At 61.1% G+C, this 18,668-nt stretch carries 18 protein-coding genes; 6 read left to right on the top strand and 12 right to left on the bottom strand.

The window, feature by feature from the left end; translation table 11 throughout:
* Positions 1 to 209: 209 nt before the first annotated feature.
* The gene (locus EQV97_RS24315) at positions 210 to 971 is read right to left on the bottom strand and encodes an SDR family oxidoreductase (RefSeq protein WP_122839112.1); all 762 of its coding nucleotides are present in this window, start codon (positions 969 to 971) and stop codon (positions 210 to 212) included.
* Between the two features lie 232 nt (positions 972 to 1,203).
* Between EQV97_RS24315 and EQV97_RS24310 the strand changes: the two genes are divergently transcribed.
* Entirely contained in the window at positions 1,204 to 2,208 is a 1,005-nt protein-coding gene (locus EQV97_RS24310; RefSeq protein WP_122839111.1) for an NADP-dependent oxidoreductase, read from the top strand.
* A gap of 138 nt (positions 2,209 to 2,346) precedes the next feature.
* Here EQV97_RS24310 and pyrF read toward each other — a convergent pair whose 3' ends face one another.
* The 11 genes from pyrF to EQV97_RS24255 all read right to left on the bottom strand — a co-directional run bounded on the left by pyrF (position 2,347) and on the right by EQV97_RS24255 (position 11,423).
* The gene (pyrF, locus tag EQV97_RS24305; protein ID WP_045061815.1) at positions 2,347 to 3,045 is read right to left on the bottom strand and encodes an orotidine-5'-phosphate decarboxylase; all 699 of its coding nucleotides are present in this window, start codon (positions 3,043 to 3,045) and stop codon (positions 2,347 to 2,349) included.
* A gap of 114 nt (positions 3,046 to 3,159) precedes the next feature.
* Positions 3,160 to 4,212, bottom strand: a complete 1,053-nt coding sequence (locus EQV97_RS24300) for an AI-2E family transporter (RefSeq protein WP_122839109.1) — start codon at positions 4,210 to 4,212, stop codon at positions 3,160 to 3,162.
* A gap of 60 nt (positions 4,213 to 4,272) precedes the next feature.
* On the bottom strand, positions 4,273 to 5,079 hold the full coding sequence (locus EQV97_RS24295; RefSeq protein ID WP_225570858.1) for a DUF4892 domain-containing protein: 807 nt from the start codon (positions 5,077 to 5,079) through the stop codon (positions 4,273 to 4,275).
* A 136-nt stretch (positions 5,080 to 5,215) separates the two neighbouring features.
* Positions 5,216 to 6,070 (bottom strand): alpha/beta hydrolase, encoded by an 855-nt coding sequence (locus EQV97_RS24290; protein WP_240890225.1) that lies wholly within the window; start codon positions 6,068 to 6,070, stop codon positions 5,216 to 5,218.
* Positions 6,067 to 6,873, bottom strand: coding sequence for an alpha/beta hydrolase (locus EQV97_RS24285; protein WP_122839107.1), 807 nt, complete (start codon positions 6,871 to 6,873; stop codon positions 6,067 to 6,069). Before EQV97_RS24285 ends, EQV97_RS24290 begins: the two co-directional genes overlap by 4 nt.
* A gap of 162 nt (positions 6,874 to 7,035) precedes the next feature.
* Positions 7,036 to 7,479 (bottom strand): hotdog fold thioesterase, encoded by a 444-nt coding sequence (locus tag EQV97_RS24280; protein ID WP_045061759.1) that lies wholly within the window; start codon positions 7,477 to 7,479, stop codon positions 7,036 to 7,038.
* A gap of 32 nt (positions 7,480 to 7,511) precedes the next feature.
* Positions 7,512 to 9,179, bottom strand: coding sequence for an AMP-binding protein (locus EQV97_RS24275; protein ID WP_240890224.1), 1,668 nt, complete (start codon positions 9,177 to 9,179; stop codon positions 7,512 to 7,514).
* A gap of 176 nt (positions 9,180 to 9,355) precedes the next feature.
* Positions 9,356 to 9,808 (bottom strand): phosphohistidine phosphatase SixA, encoded by a 453-nt coding sequence (gene sixA / locus EQV97_RS24270; protein WP_045061761.1) that lies wholly within the window; start codon positions 9,806 to 9,808, stop codon positions 9,356 to 9,358.
* On the bottom strand, positions 9,805 to 10,152 hold the full coding sequence (locus tag EQV97_RS24265) for a DUF4389 domain-containing protein (RefSeq protein WP_122839104.1): 348 nt from the start codon (positions 10,150 to 10,152) through the stop codon (positions 9,805 to 9,807). The genes sixA and EQV97_RS24265 overlap by 4 nt, the downstream gene beginning before the upstream one ends.
* Before the next feature lie 43 nt (positions 10,153 to 10,195).
* Entirely contained in the window at positions 10,196 to 11,221 is a 1,026-nt protein-coding gene (locus tag EQV97_RS24260; RefSeq protein ID WP_225570861.1) for an NAD(P)H-dependent glycerol-3-phosphate dehydrogenase, read from the bottom strand.
* A gap of 10 nt (positions 11,222 to 11,231) precedes the next feature.
* Positions 11,232 to 11,423, bottom strand: a complete 192-nt coding sequence (locus EQV97_RS24255; protein ID WP_163019409.1) for a hypothetical protein — start codon at positions 11,421 to 11,423, stop codon at positions 11,232 to 11,234.
* Between EQV97_RS24255 and EQV97_RS24250 the strand changes: the two genes are divergently transcribed.
* From EQV97_RS24250 to fabB, 5 genes are all read left to right on the top strand, one after another.
* Complete coding sequence (locus EQV97_RS24250; protein WP_122839102.1) at positions 11,417 to 13,540, top strand: TonB-dependent receptor; 2,124 nt, start codon at positions 11,417 to 11,419, stop codon at positions 13,538 to 13,540. The two genes, EQV97_RS24255 and EQV97_RS24250, sit on opposite strands and share 7 nt — an antisense overlap.
* 1 nt (position 13,541) lies before the next feature.
* Positions 13,542 to 14,474, top strand: a complete 933-nt coding sequence (locus EQV97_RS24245; protein ID WP_240890223.1) for an ABC transporter substrate-binding protein — start codon at positions 13,542 to 13,544, stop codon at positions 14,472 to 14,474.
* On the top strand, positions 14,471 to 16,372 hold the full coding sequence (locus EQV97_RS24240; RefSeq protein WP_122839100.1) for an ATP-binding protein: 1,902 nt from the start codon (positions 14,471 to 14,473) through the stop codon (positions 16,370 to 16,372). The genes EQV97_RS24245 and EQV97_RS24240 overlap by 4 nt, the downstream gene beginning before the upstream one ends.
* Positions 16,373 to 16,620: 248 nt before the next feature.
* Positions 16,621 to 17,136 carry a 3-hydroxyacyl-[acyl-carrier-protein] dehydratase FabA gene (fabA, locus tag EQV97_RS24235; RefSeq protein WP_010211704.1) on the top strand — a complete coding sequence of 172 codons (516 nt, stop codon included), beginning with the start codon at positions 16,621 to 16,623 and terminating at the stop codon, positions 17,134 to 17,136.
* 11 nt (positions 17,137 to 17,147) lie between these two features.
* On the top strand, positions 17,148 to 18,368 hold the full coding sequence (fabB, locus tag EQV97_RS24230) for a beta-ketoacyl-ACP synthase I (protein WP_045061767.1): 1,221 nt from the start codon (positions 17,148 to 17,150) through the stop codon (positions 18,366 to 18,368).
* Positions 18,369 to 18,668: the final 300 nt, after the last annotated feature.

Raw genomic sequence — 18,668 nt, 5'->3', positions numbered from 1 at the left:
AAAAAGCTACGCACCCGTCGTTTTCAGAACGCTGGAGGTCGATCCGGCGAAGTCGCCATGAAGAAGCGGCGAGCCTGCGGATCACACGCATGGAAAATGGCTGGATCTTACTTGGGTGACACAGTAAAAGATCGCAGCCTCGTTGCACTCGACAGCGCCTACACAGCGTCCTAAGCAGGGTCTGCGCAGGCTTGTGCGAAGCGGGCGGGTTAGAAGGCCGTTACGCCGCCGTCCACTGCCAAGGAGTGCCCGGTGGTGAAAGCGGCGCCGTCGCTGCACAGGTACAACACCGCACTGGCGATCTCCTCCACTTTGCCGATGCGACCGACCGGGTGCATCGCGTTGGCGAACTCGCCCTTCTTCGGATCCGCCTCATAAGCGCGGCGGAACATGTCGGTGTCGATCACCGCAGGGCACACGGCATTGACCCGGATTTTCTTTTTCGCATACTCGATCGCAGCCGACTTGGTCAGGCCGATCACTGCGTGCTTGGACGCCGCATAGATGCTCATCTTCGGCGCAGCGCCCAGGCCCGCCACCGAAGCCGTGTTGACGATGGCGCCACCGCCCTGGGCCAGCAGCAGAGGCAGCTGATACTTCATGCACAGCCATACGCCTTTGACGTTGACCCCCATGATGGCGTCGAACTCGTCAAGCGTGCCGTCCGCCAGCTTGCCCTTCTCGATTTCAATGCCGGCGTTGTTGAAGGCATAGTCCAGGCGCCCGTAGGTATTCACCACCTCGTCCATCAGGTGTTTCACTTCGCTTTCCTGAGTGACGTCGCAGCGCACGAAGGTCGCTTCGCCGCCCAGAGTACGAATCAGCGCCACGGTACCTTCGCCGCTTGCCGTGTCCAGGTCGGCGACCACCACTTTCAAGCCTTCAGCGGCGAATGCCTGGGCAGTCGCGCGGCCGATACCATTACCGGCGCCCGTCACTACTGCTACCTGACCAGAAAACGTCATGCTCATTGTCATGTCCTCGAAGAAAGCCGGGAAAGTGCGTGCACCCAGTCTAGACACAGGTGCCTGCAGCACGTCAGCACTATCAAGAGGCCGGTTGGCTGCCCATGAGTAGCAGTGATGAAACCGCCCAAGCGACTATCACTGCTCTGGATCGAACTGCATTCGCCGTATCAGCGAGACTTGCGGCCTGGGTCATGAAGGGCTATCAACAAGGCTTCATCCCTCTTGAGCGCCTGTCATGACTACCCAGACCAATCGCCAGTTCCTGCTCGCCAAACGTCCGGTGGGCCCGGCGACCCGCGAAACCTTCACCTATCAGCAAGTACCGGTTGGTGAACCGGGCGCAGGACAGATCCTGGTCAAAAACGAATACCTGTCCCTGGACCCGGCCATGCGTGGCTGGATGAACGAGGGCAAGTCCTACATTCCTCCGGTCGGTATCGGCGAAGTCATGCGTGCATTGGGCGTGGGCAAAGTCGTTGCGTCGAACAATCCCGGTTTTGCCGTCGGCGACTACGTCAACGGTGCCCTTGGCGTGCAGGATTATTTCCTCGGCGAGCCAAGGGGTTTTTATAAGGTCGATCCGAAACTGGCCCCGCTGCCACGCTACTTGTCAGCGCTGGGCATGACGGGCATGACCGCTTACTTCGCCTTGCTCGACGTCGGCGCGCCAAAAGAAGGCGACACCGTGGTGCTGTCGGGCGCCGCTGGCGCTGTGGGCAGCATTGCCGGGCAGATCGCCAAGCTCAAGGGGTGTCGTGTGATCGGCATCGCAGGTGGCGCGGACAAGTGCAAGTTCCTGATCGAGGAACTGGGTTTCGACGGCGCTATCGACTACAAGAACGAAGATGTGCACGCCGGCCTGAAGCGTGAATGCCCCAAAGGGGTCGACGTCTATTTCGATAATGTCGGCGGCGATATTCTCGATGCAGTGCTGAGCCGCTTGGCGATGAAAGCGCGAGTGGTTATCTGCGGCGCCATTAGCCAGTACAACAACAAGGAGGCAGTCAAGGGACCCGCCAATTACCTGTCGCTATTGGTCAACCGCGCTCGCATGGAAGGCTTTGTGGTGATGGACTACGCGGCGCAGTTCGCCGCCGCCGGGCAGGAAATGGCGGGCTGGATGGCCAAGGGACAACTCAAGAGCAAGGAAGATATCGTCGAAGGGCTGGAGACGTTCCCGGAGACGCTGATGAAGTTGTTCAGCGGGGAGAACTTTGGCAAGTTGGTGCTGAAGGTGTAACGCTGTCACTAACTGAATCAAAACCCTGTGGGAGCGGGCTTGTGGGAGCAAGGCTTGCCCGCGATTGAGGCGCCGCGGCCCATAGGCCCGACCGCGTCATCGTTCATCGCGGGCAAGCCTTGCTCCCACAGAGGGGGATTACGCCAGCTCGGCTACCACGGCGGCCAACGCCTTGGCTGGATCAGCCGCCTGGCTGATAGGACGGCCGATCACCAGGTAATCCGAACCGGCATCCAGCGCCTGCCGCGGGGTCAGGATGCGGCGTTGATCGTCCTGGGCGCTGCCGGCCGGACGAATACCTGGCGTCACCAGTTGCAACGACGGGTGAGCCGATTTCAGGGCCTGGGCTTCCAGCGCCGAGCACACCAGGCCATCCATTCCGGCTTTTTGCGCCAATGCAGCCAGGCGCAGTACCTGCTCCTGCGGTTCGATGTCCAGGCCGATACCTGCCAGATCCTCACGCTCCATGCTGGTCAGCACGGTCACGCCGATCAACAGCGGCTTTGGCCCCGTGCGCTGGTCGAGCACTTCGCGACACGCAGCCATCATGCGCAGGCCACCGGAGCAGTGCACGTTGACCATCCACACGCCCATTTCCGCAGCGGCTTTCACCGCCATGGCGGTGGTGTTGGGGATGTCATGGAACTTGAGGTCGAGGAATACTTCGAAACCCTTGTCGCGCAGGGTGCCGACAATTTCCGACGCACAGCTGGTGAACAGCTCCTTGCCCACTTTGACCCGGCAGAGAGTCGGGTCCAGTTGATCGGCCAGCTTCAGTGCGGCGTCACGGGTGGGGAAATCCAGGGCGACGATGATAGGAGTCTGGCAGACGGACATGGGCGGGCTCTCAGGCAGGACGAAATCGGCGCGCATTGTAGCGGAACCAGCGGCGCTGCGGGACCCGATGATCGGTAAATCGTCCCGACAGCTCAGGCAATACCAGCTTTTCCCTCAGCGCCGCTCTTCTATGCGGGCGTGACTCTTGCTCCAGTCCGTCAACAAGCTATAGGCCACGGCCAGCAACGTGGGGCCGATGAACAAGCCAATGAAGCCGAATGCGATCAGGCCGCCAAATACGCCCAGCAACACAATCACCAGCGGCAGGTTACCGCCGCGGCTGATCAGGTAGGGTTTGAGCACGTTGTCGACGCCGCTGATGATGAATGTGCCCCAGATCCCCAGGAACACCGCCATCCCGTAATCACCTTTCCACGCCAGCCACGCCGTCGCCGGAATCCACACCAGTGGCGGGCCCATGGGAATCAGGCTGAGCAGGAAGGTCACGATACCGAGCACCAGGGCCCCGGGAACGCCGGCAATCAGGAACCCGACCAACGCCAGCAACGCCTGCGCCGCTGCCGTGCCGATCACTCCGTTGACCACCCGCTGTACCGTACCGGCCACCAGCTCGATGTAATAGCCGGCGCGATCGCCGATCAATCGTTCGAGCAAGCCATGGACGAAGGCCGCCAGGCGCGGGCCGTCGCGATAGAAAAAGAATACAAAGACGATGCTCAAGGTCAGTTCGAGGATACCGCCGCCGATCTGCGCACTGCGGGCCAGCAGCCAGTTGCCGACCTGCCCCAGGTACGGCTTGACCGCCACCATCATCGCTGCGCCCTGCTGGTCGATGCTGTCCCAGATCCCCACCAGCCGCTCGCCAATCAGCGGAATCGAACCAAGCCAGGTCGGTGCCTCGGGCAGGCCGTCGACCTGCACGTCCTTGATGAACGCCGTGGCATCGCGCACGTGATCGGCCAGGTTGAACCCCAGCCATACCAGGGGCACCGCTACCAGCAACATCCAGCCCAGGGTCAGCACGGCGGCGGCCAGGGATTCGCGACCGTTCAGCCAGCGAGTCAGCAGTCGCATCAGTGGCCAACTGGCAAATGCCAGCACCGCCCCCCAGAACAACGCCGACCAGAACGGCGCCATCACCCATAAGCTCGCGCCAAACAGCACCAGGAGCAGGATCTGCACCAACAGCCGATCATTGTTGATCATGTAGGTCTCGTCAGTCAGGAAAGAGTCGGCGAGCGCGCATCGGCGCTCGCCTGATGAAGCTTATCGCAATAGTTCGATGTGCAGGCCAGAGCCTTCGTTGCTGCCGGTTTCCATCCTTGCCGCGCGCACGCCCTGCTTTACCAGCGCCTGACGCCAGGCTTCGGCGTTCGCCCCGGAGACACTGACGCGCAGGCCGGTATCCAGGTTCAAGCCACGCGACAGCAAGCGCAACCAGGTCTCGTCGGGGGCGCCGGACAACTTCGCAAAGTCGAGTTCGCCCGTACTTTTAAGCTGTCGCAGCAAGGTGGCGGAGGTCGGCAGCAATTCGCCCAGTGGCGCGGCGGCGTCAAACTGCTCGGCATGCAGGTACGCTTTACGATTGCCCCTGGTGATGCTGTAGAGCGCTACCAGGGTATTGTCCCGGGGCGCCGCCAGACGCAACAGCAGATAGGCCTGTTGATCATCGGCCCCGTACAGTTTTGCGTTGCCAAATACCTCATTGGCCCACAGGCTGCTCTCCCCGCAGTCACGCGCCTGGCACCAGAACAACAACTCGGCGCCCTGCTTCTGCAAGGCCTCACGGGCCGCGGTAAAAGCGTCAGTGGAAGAGTGTTCCGGGGGCAGTTCGTAGGTGACGGAAGTGATCTGCCCACGCGCCGTGACCTGTCCGTCAAAGCGCAACTGCCCGCTGATCTTGCGGATCGACCCCAGCGGATAGATCCGTTCCATTTCCACAGCGGGGCGATAGTCGACGATTTGCGCATCGCCCATCCGCGGCAGCATCGGCAGGTCCTGGCTACCGGGCAAGTCGGCAGCAAACGACTGGGCACTGAAACAGCACAGCGCGACAAAACTGAGTGAGCGCATGGAAAGACTCATCGGATCGGCATGCCCTGGGCACGCGGGACGACCTGTTGGTCATTCGGGGTCGCTGCGGTGTAGAGATCTTTCATGGTTGTCTCCCATTTCAAGCCGCCCAGCCTCGACAGTTGCCAGGCGCAAGTCAAGGAACGGTGAAGAACCGATTGAAACAGTCTGCGACAAGATCCGCGCCAGCCTCATCATTCAGGTGCAAATGATGGCCACCTGGCAGTTGTTCCCGGCTGAAGGGTAGACGTTCCAGCAACGCCTCGTGTCTGGCGAGCATGCCATCGGCGGCGACCACCAGTTTGGCTCGGCAACTGACCCGCTGCACAAAGGTCATCGCCTGTTCCGTGGTCAGGCGCAAGGGCGAAGGCAGCGTCAGGCGGTTGTCGGTGCGCCAGGTGTAACCGCCCGGCACCGGCATCAGCCCGCGCTGAGCCAGCAACTCGGCGGCTTCGCGACTTACCGCTACCAGGCCTTTCATCCGCGCTTCGACGGCCCGGTCGAGCGTGGCATACACCGGCTTGCGCTTCTCCCGCAGGTCCAGTTGCGCCTGCAAGGCCATCCCCATCCGCTGCGCGGCATTTTCCGCATCGTCCGTAGGAGGAATGATGCCGTCGATCAGCGCCAGGTGCGTGACGCGTTCCGGCAGTGAACCGGCGATGATCAATGAAGCAATCGCCCCCATCGAATGGCCCAGCAGCGCAAAGCGTTGCAAACCCAGTTGCTCGGCCACTTGCAGTACATCGTGGGCATAGTCCCACATCGCGTAGCCGGCACCGGCGGGCCGGTGTCCGGAATGACCGTGCCCGGCCATGTCCAGGGCAATGATACGCAGGCCATGGAGTCTGGGCGCCAGCCGGGCAAAGCTGTTGGCGTTGTCCAGCCAGCCGTGCAAGGCGATCACGGGCAGCCCGTCCTCAGGCCCGAACAAGTGTGCCGCCAATTCGATGTGCGGCAGGTTCAGGCGAATTTCTTCCACGGCATGGCTCATGCGCAATCCTGCTTGGGACGAGCTTGCCAGCGGCTGAACAGGTTCTTCAGCAGCGTGGCGGTATCCTGGGGACGCTCGAGCGGAAACATGTGGCCGCCGGGCATGGTCAGGGACTCACCCAGCGGCATGCGACCCACGGCACTGGCGTGATGGCGCATGACCACCCGGCTCTTGTGCCCGCGAACCACCGCCAGCGGCACTTTCAACTGCCGCGCCCGGCCAGGACTGGTATGAGGTACGCCCCGATAGATACTGATTTCCGTGGCAGGATCGAAGCGCAATCGCAAGGTGTCGCCAACCTGATGCAATCCGTGAAGCAGGTAGGCATCCAGGCACTCCGGATCAAAGCTGCGAAACAGGCTTTTGCCAGCAAAATAGCGGCGGGCGCTGTCCATGTCGCGGAATTCTTCGCGCCGGCCCAGGGTGCGGCCGGCCGGCGTCAGGCGATCGATGAAGCCAAAGCGCTTGGCGGCGCGAATCACCCATTGATCGGCACGAGTCAACACCGGCGAATCAAGCATCACCACCCCGCGATACAACTCCGGGCAGCGCAACGCGGCATGCAGGTGCAGCACGCCGCCGAAGGAATGGCCGACGCCCCACACCGGCTCCGGCTGCTGTTGCAGGTGATGGATCAGTTCATCCACGAGGTTGTACCAGTTGTCGTCCGCCGGAAAGCGCGGATCGTGGGCGTGCTGCTCCAGATGCGTGACCTGAAACTCAGGCGCCAGCGCCGCAAACAATTTGCCATAGGTTCCGGAGGGGAAACCGTTGGCGTGGGCGAAGAATATCTGTTGCGGCATACCGGCAAATCCATGAGCGAGAACATGGGGGTGATTGTCCGTAAGACGGTGGGTTACGGCAATGACCATAACGGTCAGGAATGGTGGTAGGAGATATCGCAGAGATTAAAAGATCGTCCGAAAGCTCGGGCCGCGTTCGAACGATTTTTTGACTTTAAAACCTCAGCGCGCCGGAGGATTCTCGCCCAGCGGCACCACGGCCATGGTCAGGCGCGACACGCAACTGGCCTTGCCCTCGTCACTGGTCAGGCGGATATCCCAGACGTGAGTGGTACGGCCGATATGAATCGCCCTGGCCACTGCCGTCACCCGGCCACTGCGCAGGCCACGCAGGTGGTTGGCATTGATCTCCAGGCCCACGCAGTAGAACTTGCTGGCGTCGATGCACAGGTAACTGGCCATCGACCCCACGGACTCCGCCAGCACCACCGAGGCGCCGCCATGCAGCAGGCCATAGGGCTGGTGAGTGCGATGGTCGATGACCATGCTCGCGGTCAGGGACTCGTCGTCGAACGCTTCGAAGCGAATATCCAGCACCTCGCCAATGGTGTTTTTCTGGATAGCGTTCAACTGCTCAATGTTCGGGGTGGTGCGCCACAGGCTCATCGCTGACATCCTTTGTTGGTTTTGTTCGTCACTCAATCCTGCCACAGCACGGTCTCGTTGCGCTCGCTCCATTCCTCGAACCGCCCACCGTAAGCCGCTTCGATCACATTGCGCTTGATCTTCAGGGTCGGCGTGAGGAACCCGTTCTCCACTGCCCAGCTGTCCCTGACCACCACCAGGCGGCGCAAGCGTTCATGTTTATCCAGGGCACCATTGACCTCCTCCAGGAGTTTTTCCAGGCTCGCATGCAGGCCCGCGCGGCCAGTGCCCCCGGCGTCCTGCTGGCCAACGGCGGACAGCACGCACAAGCCCAGCGGCGCGCTCAAGCCATCGCCCACCACGCACACCTGCTCGATGCGCGAGTGCACCGCCAGGCGATTTTCGATGGGCGCCGGGGCCACGTATTTGCCTTTGCTGGTCTTGAAGATTTCCTTCAGGCGTCCGGTCAGGCGCAGGTTGCCCTCGGCGTCTTCTTCACCTTTGTCCCCGGTACGCAGAAAGCCGTCGGCGGTGAGGGTGTCGGCGGTTTTCTCCGGTTCCTTGAAGTAACCGAGCATGGTCGCGCCGCTGCGTACCAGCACTTCTCCGGAAGGCTCGATACGTACCTCGACATCGGGGCAGGGTTTGCCGATCCAGCCGGGTTTCTGCTGGCCGGGCAGGCAGATATGCGAGTAACCACAGCTTTCGGTCATGCCGTAGACCTCCAGCACATCCAGCCCGAGCTTGCGGTACCACAGCAGCAACGTCTGCGGCACCGGAGCTGCTCCGGATAACGCGACACGCAACGCGTCCAGGCCAAGCCCGGCGAGCACTCTGTGCCCCACGCGTTTGCCAATGATTGGCAAGCCAAGCAGGAAATCCAGGCGCTTTGCCGGAATCTTGCTGTAGACGCCCATCTGGAATTTGGTCCAGATCCTGGGCACCCCAAACAAGGCCGTGGGCCGGGCGCGTTGCAGGTCGGTGAGGAAGGTGTCCAGGCTCTCGGCAAAGAACACCGTTTGCCCGGTGTAGATCGACGCCAGTTCAACGAACATCCGCTCGGCCACGTGACACAGCGGCAGGTAGGACAGCAGGCGGTCCGACTCGTTGAGGCCGAACAACTGCGTGCCGCGGCTCGTGGCGAAACCCAGATTGGCGAAACTGTGCATCACGCCTTTGGGCATGCCGGTGGTGCCGGAGGTGTAGATGATGGTCGCCAGTTCGTCGGCGGCAGGTTTGGGATCGTCCTGTATGGGAGAACTGGCCTGCAGGTCGGCCCAGCTGAAATTGAAAGTACCCGGAGGATGCAGTGGCAGGCTGATGGTCGGCAGATCGGCGGCAACGCCCCGGGACATGCCTGGCCAGTCGTCGAGCTTGCCAATGAACGCCAGCGCCGCTTCGGAATGCTCGAGCACCTGGCTCACCGATTCGGCAGTCAGATTGGGGTAGAGCGGAACAGACACATGGCCGGCCATCCAGATCGCCAGGTCGGCAATGATCCAGTGCGCACAGTTTTTCGAGATCAGGGCGATGTGGCTGCCTTGGGGCAATTCCCGCGCTCGCAGCCAGTGGGCAGCGCAGCGTGCCTGATGACCAACGTCGGCCCAGGTCAGCGTTTCGACCTGTCCGCCGCCCGTGGGTTGCACCAGATAACGCTGGCGGGGATGGCGGGCTTCACGCTCGTAGAAGACATCCAGAGGCAATCGAAAAGCGCCAGGCATGCGACTCGCTCCTTTTATTGGTCTGGAGCAAGCGTAGTCAACCAAGCGATTGCTTGGTTGGATATTTTATTGCCGTATGAACGAGGCCTGCACGCGATGGGGTCGCCTCGGTGGCCGGTTGTGAATCGGTGAACTCATCGCGGGCAAGCCTTGCTCCCACAGCGATCGCTGAACAATCAAGGATGCTTGATGCTGTTGAGCTTCATCGCCCCCGCGAGCGGTAAATCGCCCTCCAGCTCCGCCAGTCCGGCCGTAGACACTCGCTCCGGATCCTGCACATGACCATGCTGCAGATACCCGAGCAGATTGCCCACCAGCGGGTTATGACTCACCAGCAGCGCATAATCGACAGATACCAGCTGCTCCGCCACGGCTTGTGGGCGGGAATCGGGAGTGAGCCAATCAACCGTGCGAATATCCGGCTTGAAACCCAGGGCTTCACGCACCAGTTCTGCCGTCTGCTGCGCACGCTTGAAAGGACTGGCGTAGATCGCCGTCAACGGCTCGCTGATCAGTAAAGCAGCACTGCGCAACACTTCTGCGCGGCCACTGGCCGTCAATTCCCGCTCGGAATCAGGACGTGTGCCGTGCGGCTCAGCCTCACCATGACGCAATACCCAGAGTTTCATAGTTTCGGTTCCTCATCTCGGGCCGGATGCGGTGCTGGCGGCACTGCGTGCGGCGCTTCACCTTCAGGTGTGCGCGGCGTCGGCCAGTCGGCGAAAGGCCAGGGCTTCTGGTCACTGTGAAAGCTGCCGAAGCGACCGATCTGCGCCAGGAACTGGCTCAGGCTGTCGCCGAAATTCATCAGGCTGGCGCTCGGGGCACCGTAGATCAAACGATAAATCAACTGTACCAGCACCACTGCGCCAAGGATGAATTGCGCGACTTGCCAGACCAGCACGTAAACGATCATCCACAGCACGCGCAGCAGAATGGACTCGTATTTGGCTTCTTCTTTCGGTTCGTTCATTTCTCGCTCCCTGATTCAATAGATTGGACGTGCGTAGATAAATTCAGTTGAAACCACTGGTAGAAATGAAGTCGACGTCGGTTTTCGGTTCGCCGCGCATCAACAGCCCGATCACCTGCTCAAGCGTGCGCCCTTCAAACAGTATCGCGTGCAGTCCGGCGACCAGCGGCATATATACACCCACTTCCTGAGACTTGACCTTGAGCACCTTGAGCGTATTCACGCCTTCGGCGACCTCGCCCAGGCGCGTCACCGCGTCTTCCAGGCTCAAGCCCTGGCCAAGGGCAAAACCCACCTGGTAATTTCGGCTTTTGGGCGATGAACAGGTAACAATCAAGTCGCCAACGCCGGCCAACCCCAGGAACGTCATCGGGTTGGCACCCTGGTTCACTGCAAAGCGGGTCATTTCCGCCAATGCCCGGGTGATGAGCATGCTCTTGGTGTTTTCACCCATGCCCAGTGCCGCCGCCATGCCAGCGATGATCGCATAGACGTTTTTCAACGCCCCGCCCAATTCCACGCCGTAGCGGTCGGCACTGGCATAAACGCGGAAGGTGCGGCCATGCAACGCCTCCTGCACGCGCTGGCACAGCGCTTCGTCTTCACTGGCGACCACTGTGGCGGTCAGCGCATGCTCGGCAATCTCCCGGGCGAGGTTCGGCCCGGAGATCACGCCAATGCGGGCCTGCGGGGCGATTTCCTCAAGGATCTGGCTCATCAACTTGAAGGTGTGGGCTTCGATGCCTTTGGTCAGGCTCACCAGCAACTTGCCGCTCAAACGTTCGGCATGCGGCATCAGCACCGCGCGCAACGCGCTGGAGGGCAGCGCGACGAAACACAGGTCACAGGCGTCCAGCGTGGCCTGCAGGTCGGTGACCGGCTCCACTGCTGGCAAAATCTTGATGCCCTTGAGGTAACGCGGGTTCTCACGATTGACCCGGATGGCCTCGGCCTGCTCCGGATCTCGCATCCACTGTCGGACCTGATGCCCGTTTTCAGCCAGGAGATTGGCCACGGCGGTACCAAAACTTCCGCCTCCCAGGACCGCGATTGGGCGCTGTTCAGTCATATGCAATCCGTTAATCCATACCAATGGCGATGCCGGCATTATACGGAGCGTCCCGGTCGCGGCCAGCCCTCACGAAAATTAGCCTCGCGAACCGGGACACGCGCAACAAATCCTCGGAAATGCCGGCATCCTCCATGGAAAAGTCGACCGGCTCGGTTAACATGCGCGCCCATTCACCACGATCAGGGATGTGTTGTGTCATTTGGTTCCACGTCATCGCGCTCGCCGCTGGTTCTGGCGCTGATTTTCAGCTCGCCATTGCTGGCAGACGACCTGTTCCTCGACGGCGAACCCTTGCCGCAAGTCCTGACGGCGACTCGGCTGAAGCAGTCGCCGGCGGCGGTACCGGGCAGCATGACGGTGATCGACAGCCAACTGATCACAGCCAGCGGCGCCCGGGACATCAGCGAACTGCTGCGCCTGGTGCCGGGGATGATGGTCGGCAACATCAGCGGCAATCAGGCAGCGGTGAATTATCACGGCACCAGCGCCAGCGAAGCACGGCGCATGCAGGTGCTGATCGATGGTCGCTCGGTTTATCGAGCCGGCTTGTCCACAGTGGACTGGAGCGATATTCCGGTGCCCCTGGACGACATCGAGCGCATCGAGGTATTCCGCGGTCCGAACACCGTCAGCTACGGCGCAAATGCCTTGATGGCGGTGGTCAATATCATTACCCGCCGCCCCGCCGACAGCCATGGCTCCCGGATGAAAATTATCCGCGGTCAGCGTGACATCAATGATTACTACGCCAGCCAGGGCTTGGGCTGGGATTCCGGCGATCTGCGCCTGTCGCTGTCCGGTCTGCAAGACGACGGCTTTGACTCTGACCGCAACGGCGCCGACTACCGCGACAGCCGTCGCCTCAACCGCATTAATCTCGCCGTCAGCCAGACACTCGATGAACGACAGAGCATTGACTGGCAGCTCAACGCCAAGGACGGCAGCAACCAACGGCCGTACACCTACAGGCCGGTGTTCTCGGGGATTACTGACGCGGGTAACAATTCCGACGTAGTTGCCAAGACCTACGCAGGCTCACTGCGCTGGAACCTCGACGTCGATCCCGATCACAGCCTTTATATGCAGGGCACCGCCCAGCACTGGGACCGCCAGCAGACATGGCGTGCCTGCGATGCCGAAGTGTCATTCAGCCCGGAACTGACCCGGCTGTGGCAGCTCAACCCCAACTACACCGAAGCGCTGGCGCGTAATATTGCACGCTTCACCACCACCGGTGCGCCGCCGGGCCCGGCTGCGGAACGGGAGCTGGGCAATCAGGTGCTAGGGCAATGGAACAATGGCGCCCGCCAGACCCTGTGCGGCGATATCGACCAGAGTACCCGGGAATCACGCTTCGACCTGGAATTGCAGGACACCCTGAGCCTGTCCGATAGCCTGCGCCTGGTCAGCGGCCTGAACTATCGTTACGACCGGGCAGATTCCGAAACCTACTTCAATGGCACCCTGAATGACACCACCTGGCGCACGTTCGGCCAGCTGGAGTGGCGCGCCACCGAGCACTGGTTGCTGCAGGGCGGCGCCATGTTCGAAGACACCCGGTTGATCGGCAGCTCCCTGACTCCGCGACTGGCCATCAACTACCTGATCAACCCGCGCCATGGCCTGCGGGCCGTGTACTCCGAAGCGATCCGCTCGCCGGACATGTTTGAGAACAACGTCGACTGGAGCTACCGGGTCACCAACCTGCGCCCCAGCGCATACGGACAATCCAGTGCGCGCTATTTCGTCAGGACCCGAGGCCCCGGTGACCTCGAGCAGGAACACATGCGCTCCCGGGAGCTCGGCTACAACGGCTACTTCATCGAGCTGGGGCTGGCGCTGGACGTCAAAGTGTTCCACGACGAAATCAGCGGGATGATCAGCGAACCTTTGCGCAACAATCAGTACATTGCCAGTAACGCCAACCAGGCCCGCTTTACCGGGGCCGAAACGCAAATGGACTGGAGCATCAACCGCACCGACCGCCTGCGCCTGACCTATGCCTACGTCGATGCTCACGCGAGCAATCCGGAAGATGAACTGCAGACCGCGCGCAACAGTGGCTCGGCCGGTTGGCTGAGAGACTGGGGGCACGGCTGGAACAGCGCCCTGTTCTACTACGGCGACGATGCGCTGAACGGCTACCGCTTCGAACGGGTCGACACACGTATTGCCAAGCGCATCCAGCTGGGCAAGGCCAGCCTGGAACTGGCCGGCGTGCTGCAGCAGCGCCTGGACCATCAACCCACTACCTTTATCGACAACCAGTACGACCAGCGCCAGGTGATGTATTTCAGCGCGCAGCTGGAGTTTTAGAATGCCAGGTCGTTTGTCAGGAAAGACGCCGACCATTGGCCGCCTGTTGGCCGGTTTGTGCCTGGCCATTGGCGGCCTGCTGAACCTGCTGACGGCAAATGCCGCCGATATTCTGCTCACCGGCTCCGACGACAGTCCCGGCATGCGCTCCTTCGCTGCGGCACTGAGCGAGCGGCGGCCGGGCGACCGGGTGCGTTTTGAACCACTGGCCAATCTGCCTGCGCCGGGAAAACTGCCAGGCAACACCCGACTGGTACTGCTCGACCCGCCAAGCCTCGACTGGCGCCTGCAGGATGCCCAAGGCCCGCCCACACTGGTGTTGCGCATCAGTCGTCTGCAGGCACGACAGCGCCTGGGGTCCGCCCTACCCCCGCACCTGAGCCTGCTATGGAGCGATCCGCCCCTTGAACGCCAATTGCGCCTGATCCGCATTCTGTTGCCCCAGGCAAAACGGATCGGCGTGCTCTACGATCAGCACAGTGAGTTCCTGATCAAGGAACTACGCCAGGCTGCGGGCCCCCTGCGCATGGAGATCGTCGCCGAGCACTGGGAAGACATCAACGACAGCCGCCCCCTGCAAAGCCTGTTGAAAAACAGCGACGTATTGCTGGGCCTCGACGATCCGGACCTGTACAACCCCAAGACTGTCAAAAACCTGCTGCTTAGCAGCTATTCACGGCAAATGGCGCTGGTCGGCCCGAACGCCGCCTTCGTCAAGGCGGGCAGCCTCGCCAGCACCTACAGCGACCAGAACGACTGGCTGGCCGTGCTCGACCGGTTGCTCGACCGCTCGCCAGCCACCTGGCCACGCACGCACTATCCCGATCGGTTCAAAGTCCTGAACAACCCGCAGGTTGCTCGTTCATTAGGTATTGAACAGATCAATGAAGCATCTGTCGCAACACAGTTGGCCGAAGGAGTAAGCCGCCCGTGACCTTCCATCGTCGTTGGGACATCAACACCCGCACGCAACTGATCAGCCTCGGCCCTGCCCTGTTGCTGACGCTGCTGTTGATCAGCTTTTTCACCTTCGTGCGCATCCAGGACTTGCGCCAGGAGCTCAATCACACCGGTCAGCTGATTGCCAACCAACTGGCGCCCGCCGCTGAGTATGGCGTCATTTCCGGCAACAACGAGGTGCTCGAAGGCCTGCTTAAAGCCACCCTGGCCACGCCCAATGTGCGTTTCCTTGAAGTCCAGGACAGCGCCAACCGCATCCTGGTGTACGTCGAGCAACCTTCGGAAACCCATAACCGCTCACAGCAGGTCGAGGTGTTCCAGGCCCCCGTACGCCTGCAACGGATCGCGCTCAACAATGATTTCTTCCAGAACAGCCGGGTCGCCAGCATCGCCCCCACCGAGGATTACCTGGGGCGGGTAATCGTCGGCCTGTCGAACGACGCATTCAATCAGCGCCAGCAGGAAATCCTGCTCAAGGCCGCGATCCTGGCATTGTTTGCGCTGCTGTTTACGTTCCTGATCGCCAGGCGCCTGGCAGGCAGCCTGTCGCAACCGATTCGCGACATCGGCAACGCGGTCAAGGCCATCCAGGACGGTGACTACAAGACGCCCCTGCCGATTGTCGATGACACCGAGCTGGGCGCACTGTCCCAGCACATCAACAACCTCGCCAGCGGCCTCGAGCAAGCCAGTCGCGAACAGCACCAGGCAATGGAGCAGTTGATCCAGACGCGCGAAGAAGCGGAAAAGGCCAACAACGCCAAATCCGACTTCCTGGCGATGATGAGCCACGAACTGCGCACCCCGATGAATGGCGTGCTGGGCATGCTGCAGTTGCTCGAAACCACCGAGATGACCGAGGAACAGGTCGAGTATGCAGCGCTTGCTTCGGAGTCCACCGAACACCTGCTCAAGGTGATCAACGACATCCTCGACTTCTCGCGAATCGAGCGGTCGGCGCTGGAACTTGAGCACATCCCGTTCAACCTCGCGGACTTGATCAGCAGTTGCGCCCAGGCATTCCAGCACAGCGCGGCTCAGCGCGGGCTGGAGTTGGCGCTGCTGATTCCCGAAGACATGAAGTCGCTGCAGGTTCAAGGCGACCCGACGCGCATCCGGCAGGTTCTGGTGAACCTGGTCGGCAACGCGCTGAAATTTACCGAGCACGGTCGCGTCAGCATCGAAGCGCAATGGCAATCGCTCGACCATGAGCTGTTGTGGTTCACCTGCACCGTGCGCGACAGCGGCATCGGTATTTCGGCCGAGAGCCTGGAGTTGATGTTCAACGCATTCCAGCAGGCCGACAGCTCCATTTCCCGGCGCTACGGCGGCACCGGGCTGGGCCTGCCGATTGCCCGCACCCTGGCCGAACGCATGGGCGGCACCTTGCGCGCCAGGAGCGAAGAAGGCCTGGGTTCAGTGTTTACCCTGGAAATTCCCCTGGCGCTGTACAAGCAGAAGCTGCCTGTCATCACGCAGCGCCTGCCCGCGGACCAGGGCGGTGGCATGGGACGCAACGTGCTGCTGGTGGAGGACAATCCGGTCAATCAGACCGTCATCGAAGCAATGTTGCGCAGTCTGGGCTTTACTGTCAGCGTCGCCGTCGATGGTGCTCAGGCGGTACGCAGCGCGGAAAGCCTGATGTTCGAGGCCATCCTGATGGACTGCCGCCTGCCGGTCATGGACGGCTACGAGGCCACCCGGGAAATTCGCAAACTGCCCGGCTGCGACAACGTGCCGATCATCGCCCTGACCGCCAACGCCTTGCAGGGCGATCGCGAAGCGTGTTTAACGGCGGGAATGAACGATTACCTGGCCAAGCCCTTCAAACGCAATGACCTACAGCAAATTCTGCAACGTTGGGTGCAGTAGTACAGGCCTTTTGACCATCTGCGACTGGCGTGAAAGGCGAAAGTGCGGCAGTCTTAGGCACCCGAACAGGCCCGAAAAGGGGCTTGAAAAATAATTTCAGTGCACAAGTGTACTTTCATGTCCTTGGTGCTGTGACTTTCACCACAACGCAATAGTCTATGAGTAGGCTGCTGACTCGAGGCATTAAACGCTTCGATCGGCCGGGAAGATTCGCCCCACCTGCCGCATCGGATTATTGAGGAGCTCGCATGACCAAACAAAACGCCTTTACTCGGGAAGACCTGCTGCGCTGCAGTCGCGGTGAGCTGTTCGGCCCAGGTAACGCGCAACTGCCCGCCCCCAACATGCTGATGGTTGATCGAATCACCCACATCAGCGAAGAGGGTGGCAAGTACGGCAAAGGTGAATTGGTCGCCGAGCTGGATATCACTCCGGACCTGTGGTTCTTCGCCTGTCACTTCGAAGGTGATCCGGTGATGCCAGGCTGCCTGGGCCTCGACGCCATGTGGCAACTGGTCGGCTTCTTCCTTGGCTGGCAAGGCCTGCCAGGTCGCGGTCGCGCACTGGGTTCGGGCGAAGTGAAGTTCTTTGGTCAGGTCCTGCCGACCGCGAAGAAAGTTACGTATAACATTCAGATCAAGCGTGTGCTCAAAGGCAAGCTGAACCTGGCCATCGCCGATGGCTCGGTCAGCGTCGACGGCCGCGAGATCTACACCGCCGAAGGCCTTCGGGTCGGCGTATTTACATCCACTGACAACTTCTAAGGGTTATCCGCATGCGCCGCGTCGTTATCACTGGTCTGGGCATCGTTTCGTGCCTGGGCAATGACAAAGAGACCGTCTCCGCTAACCTGCGTGCAAGTCGCCCGGGCATCCGGTTCAACCCGGAATATGCCGAAATGGGTCTGCGTAGCCAGGTTTCCGGCTCCATTGACCTTCCTCTCGAAGAACTGATCGATCGCAAGATCTATCGCTTCGTTGGCCACGCGGCGGCTTACGCCTACCTGGCCATGAAAGACGCCATCGCCGACTCCGGTCTGACCGATGAGCAGGTCTCGAACCCGCGTACCGGCCTGATCGCCGGTTCCGGTGGCGCCTCCACGCTGAACCAGATGGAAGCGCTGGACATTCTGCGCGAGAAAGGCGTGAAGCGCGTCGGCCCGTACCGTGTCACGCGGACCATGAGCAGCACCGTTTCCGCTTGCCTGGCCACCCCGTTCAAGATCAAGGGCCTGAACTACTCCATCGCTTCTGCCTGTGCTACCAGTGCTCATTGCATCGGTACCGCCATGGAACAGATCCAGATGGGCAAGCAGGACATCGTGTTCGCCGGCGGCGGTGAAGAGGAGCACTGGAGCCAGTCGTTCCTGTTCGACGCCATGGGCGCACTGTCCAGCCAGTACAACGAAACCCCGGAAAAAGCTTCCCGTGCCTACGACGCCAAGCGTGACGGTTTTGTCATTGCCGGCGGTGGCGGCATGGTCGTGGTCGAGGAGCTCGAGCACGCTCTGGCGCGCGGCGCGAAGATCTATGCGGAAATCGTCGGCTACGGCGCGACCTCCGACGGCTACGACATGGTCGCTCCGAGCGGCGAAGGCGCCATCCGCTGCATGCAGATGGCCATGTCCACCGTTGACGCCCCGATCGACTACCTGAACACCCACGGCACGTCGACTCCAGTCGGCGACGTCATGGAGATGAAAGGTGTACGTGAAGTGTTCGGCGACAAGGCCCCGGCCATCAGCTCCACCAAGAGCCTGTCGGGTCACTCCCTGGGCGCCGCCGGCGTTCACGAAGCGATCTACTGCATGCTGATGATGGAAGGTAACTTCATGGCGGGCTCGGCCAACATCGACGAACTGGACCCGGAAGTGGCAGACATGCCGATCCTGACCAAGACTCGCGAAGACGCCACCATCAATACCGTGATGAGCAACAGCTTTGGTTTCGGTGGCACCAATGCCACCCTGGTACTGAAGCGCTGGTCGGGCAAGTAATACGCCCTACCGCTGCTGCGCTACACAAAAAACGCCCCGACTGGTTCGGGGCGTTTTTTTGGTTTGGGCGCCGCCATTCCCTGGGAGCGCAGGCTTCGCCAGCTCCTACGGGCTATCGTGGGTCAACACCCTCTTTGAACATGAAGCTTTTGTCATGAAACCAAACGCCCTGCGACTGAATGTCGCGGATTTAAAGGGCTGCAGGGCTTTCTCGATTTTCATGAAAAACTGTTACCCAAATGGCCTGTTTACTTAGCCTGCTATCAAAACTTATAACAGAGACCTGCACATGCCTTGGTG

The organism is Pseudomonas sp. TMW22090 (assembly GCF_022496665.1).
Lineage (GTDB): Bacteria > Pseudomonadota > Gammaproteobacteria > Pseudomonadales > Pseudomonadaceae > Aquipseudomonas > Aquipseudomonas gregormendelii.
Note: the sequence above shows the minus strand (reverse complement) of the source record. Positions and strands in the feature narration are given on the sequence as shown.

Excerpts from the sequence above, each read along its gene's own strand:
- EQV97_RS24315 (WP_122839112.1), bottom strand. The coding sequence starts at position 971 with ATGAGCATGACGTTTTCTGGTCAGGTAGCAGTAGTGACGGGCGCCGGT.
- EQV97_RS24310 (WP_122839111.1), top strand. The coding sequence starts at position 1,204 with ATGACTACCCAGACCAATCGCCAGTTCCTGCTCGCCAAACGTCCGGTG.
- pyrF (WP_045061815.1), bottom strand. The coding sequence starts at position 3,045 with ATGTCCGTCTGCCAGACTCCTATCATCGTCGCCCTGGATTTCCCCACC.
- EQV97_RS24300 (WP_122839109.1), bottom strand. The coding sequence starts at position 4,212 with ATGATCAACAATGATCGGCTGTTGGTGCAGATCCTGCTCCTGGTGCTG.
- EQV97_RS24295 (WP_225570858.1), bottom strand. The coding sequence starts at position 5,079 with ATGCGCTCACTCAGTTTTGTCGCGCTGTGCTGTTTCAGTGCCCAGTCG.
- EQV97_RS24290 (WP_240890225.1), bottom strand. The coding sequence starts at position 6,070 with ATGAGCCATGCCGTGGAAGAAATTCGCCTGAACCTGCCGCACATCGAA.
- EQV97_RS24285 (WP_122839107.1), bottom strand. The coding sequence starts at position 6,873 with ATGCCGCAACAGATATTCTTCGCCCACGCCAACGGTTTCCCCTCCGGA.
- EQV97_RS24280 (WP_045061759.1), bottom strand. The coding sequence starts at position 7,479 with ATGAGCCTGTGGCGCACCACCCCGAACATTGAGCAGTTGAACGCTATC.
- EQV97_RS24275 (WP_240890224.1), bottom strand. The coding sequence starts at position 9,179 with ATGCCTGGCGCTTTTCGATTGCCTCTGGATGTCTTCTACGAGCGTGAA.
- sixA (WP_045061761.1), bottom strand. The coding sequence starts at position 9,808 with ATGAAACTCTGGGTATTGCGTCATGGTGAGGCTGAGCCGCACGGCACA.
- EQV97_RS24265 (WP_122839104.1), bottom strand. The coding sequence starts at position 10,152 with ATGAACGAACCGAAAGAAGAAGCCAAATACGAGTCCATTCTGCTGCGC.
- EQV97_RS24260 (WP_225570861.1), bottom strand. The coding sequence starts at position 11,221 with ATGACTGAACAGCGCCCAATCGCGGTCCTGGGAGGCGGAAGTTTTGGT.
- EQV97_RS24255 (WP_163019409.1), bottom strand. The coding sequence starts at position 11,423 with ATGACACAACACATCCCTGATCGTGGTGAATGGGCGCGCATGTTAACC.
- EQV97_RS24245 (WP_240890223.1), top strand. The coding sequence starts at position 13,542 with ATGCCAGGTCGTTTGTCAGGAAAGACGCCGACCATTGGCCGCCTGTTG.
- fabA (WP_010211704.1), top strand. The coding sequence starts at position 16,621 with ATGACCAAACAAAACGCCTTTACTCGGGAAGACCTGCTGCGCTGCAGT.
- fabB (WP_045061767.1), top strand. The coding sequence starts at position 17,148 with ATGCGCCGCGTCGTTATCACTGGTCTGGGCATCGTTTCGTGCCTGGGC.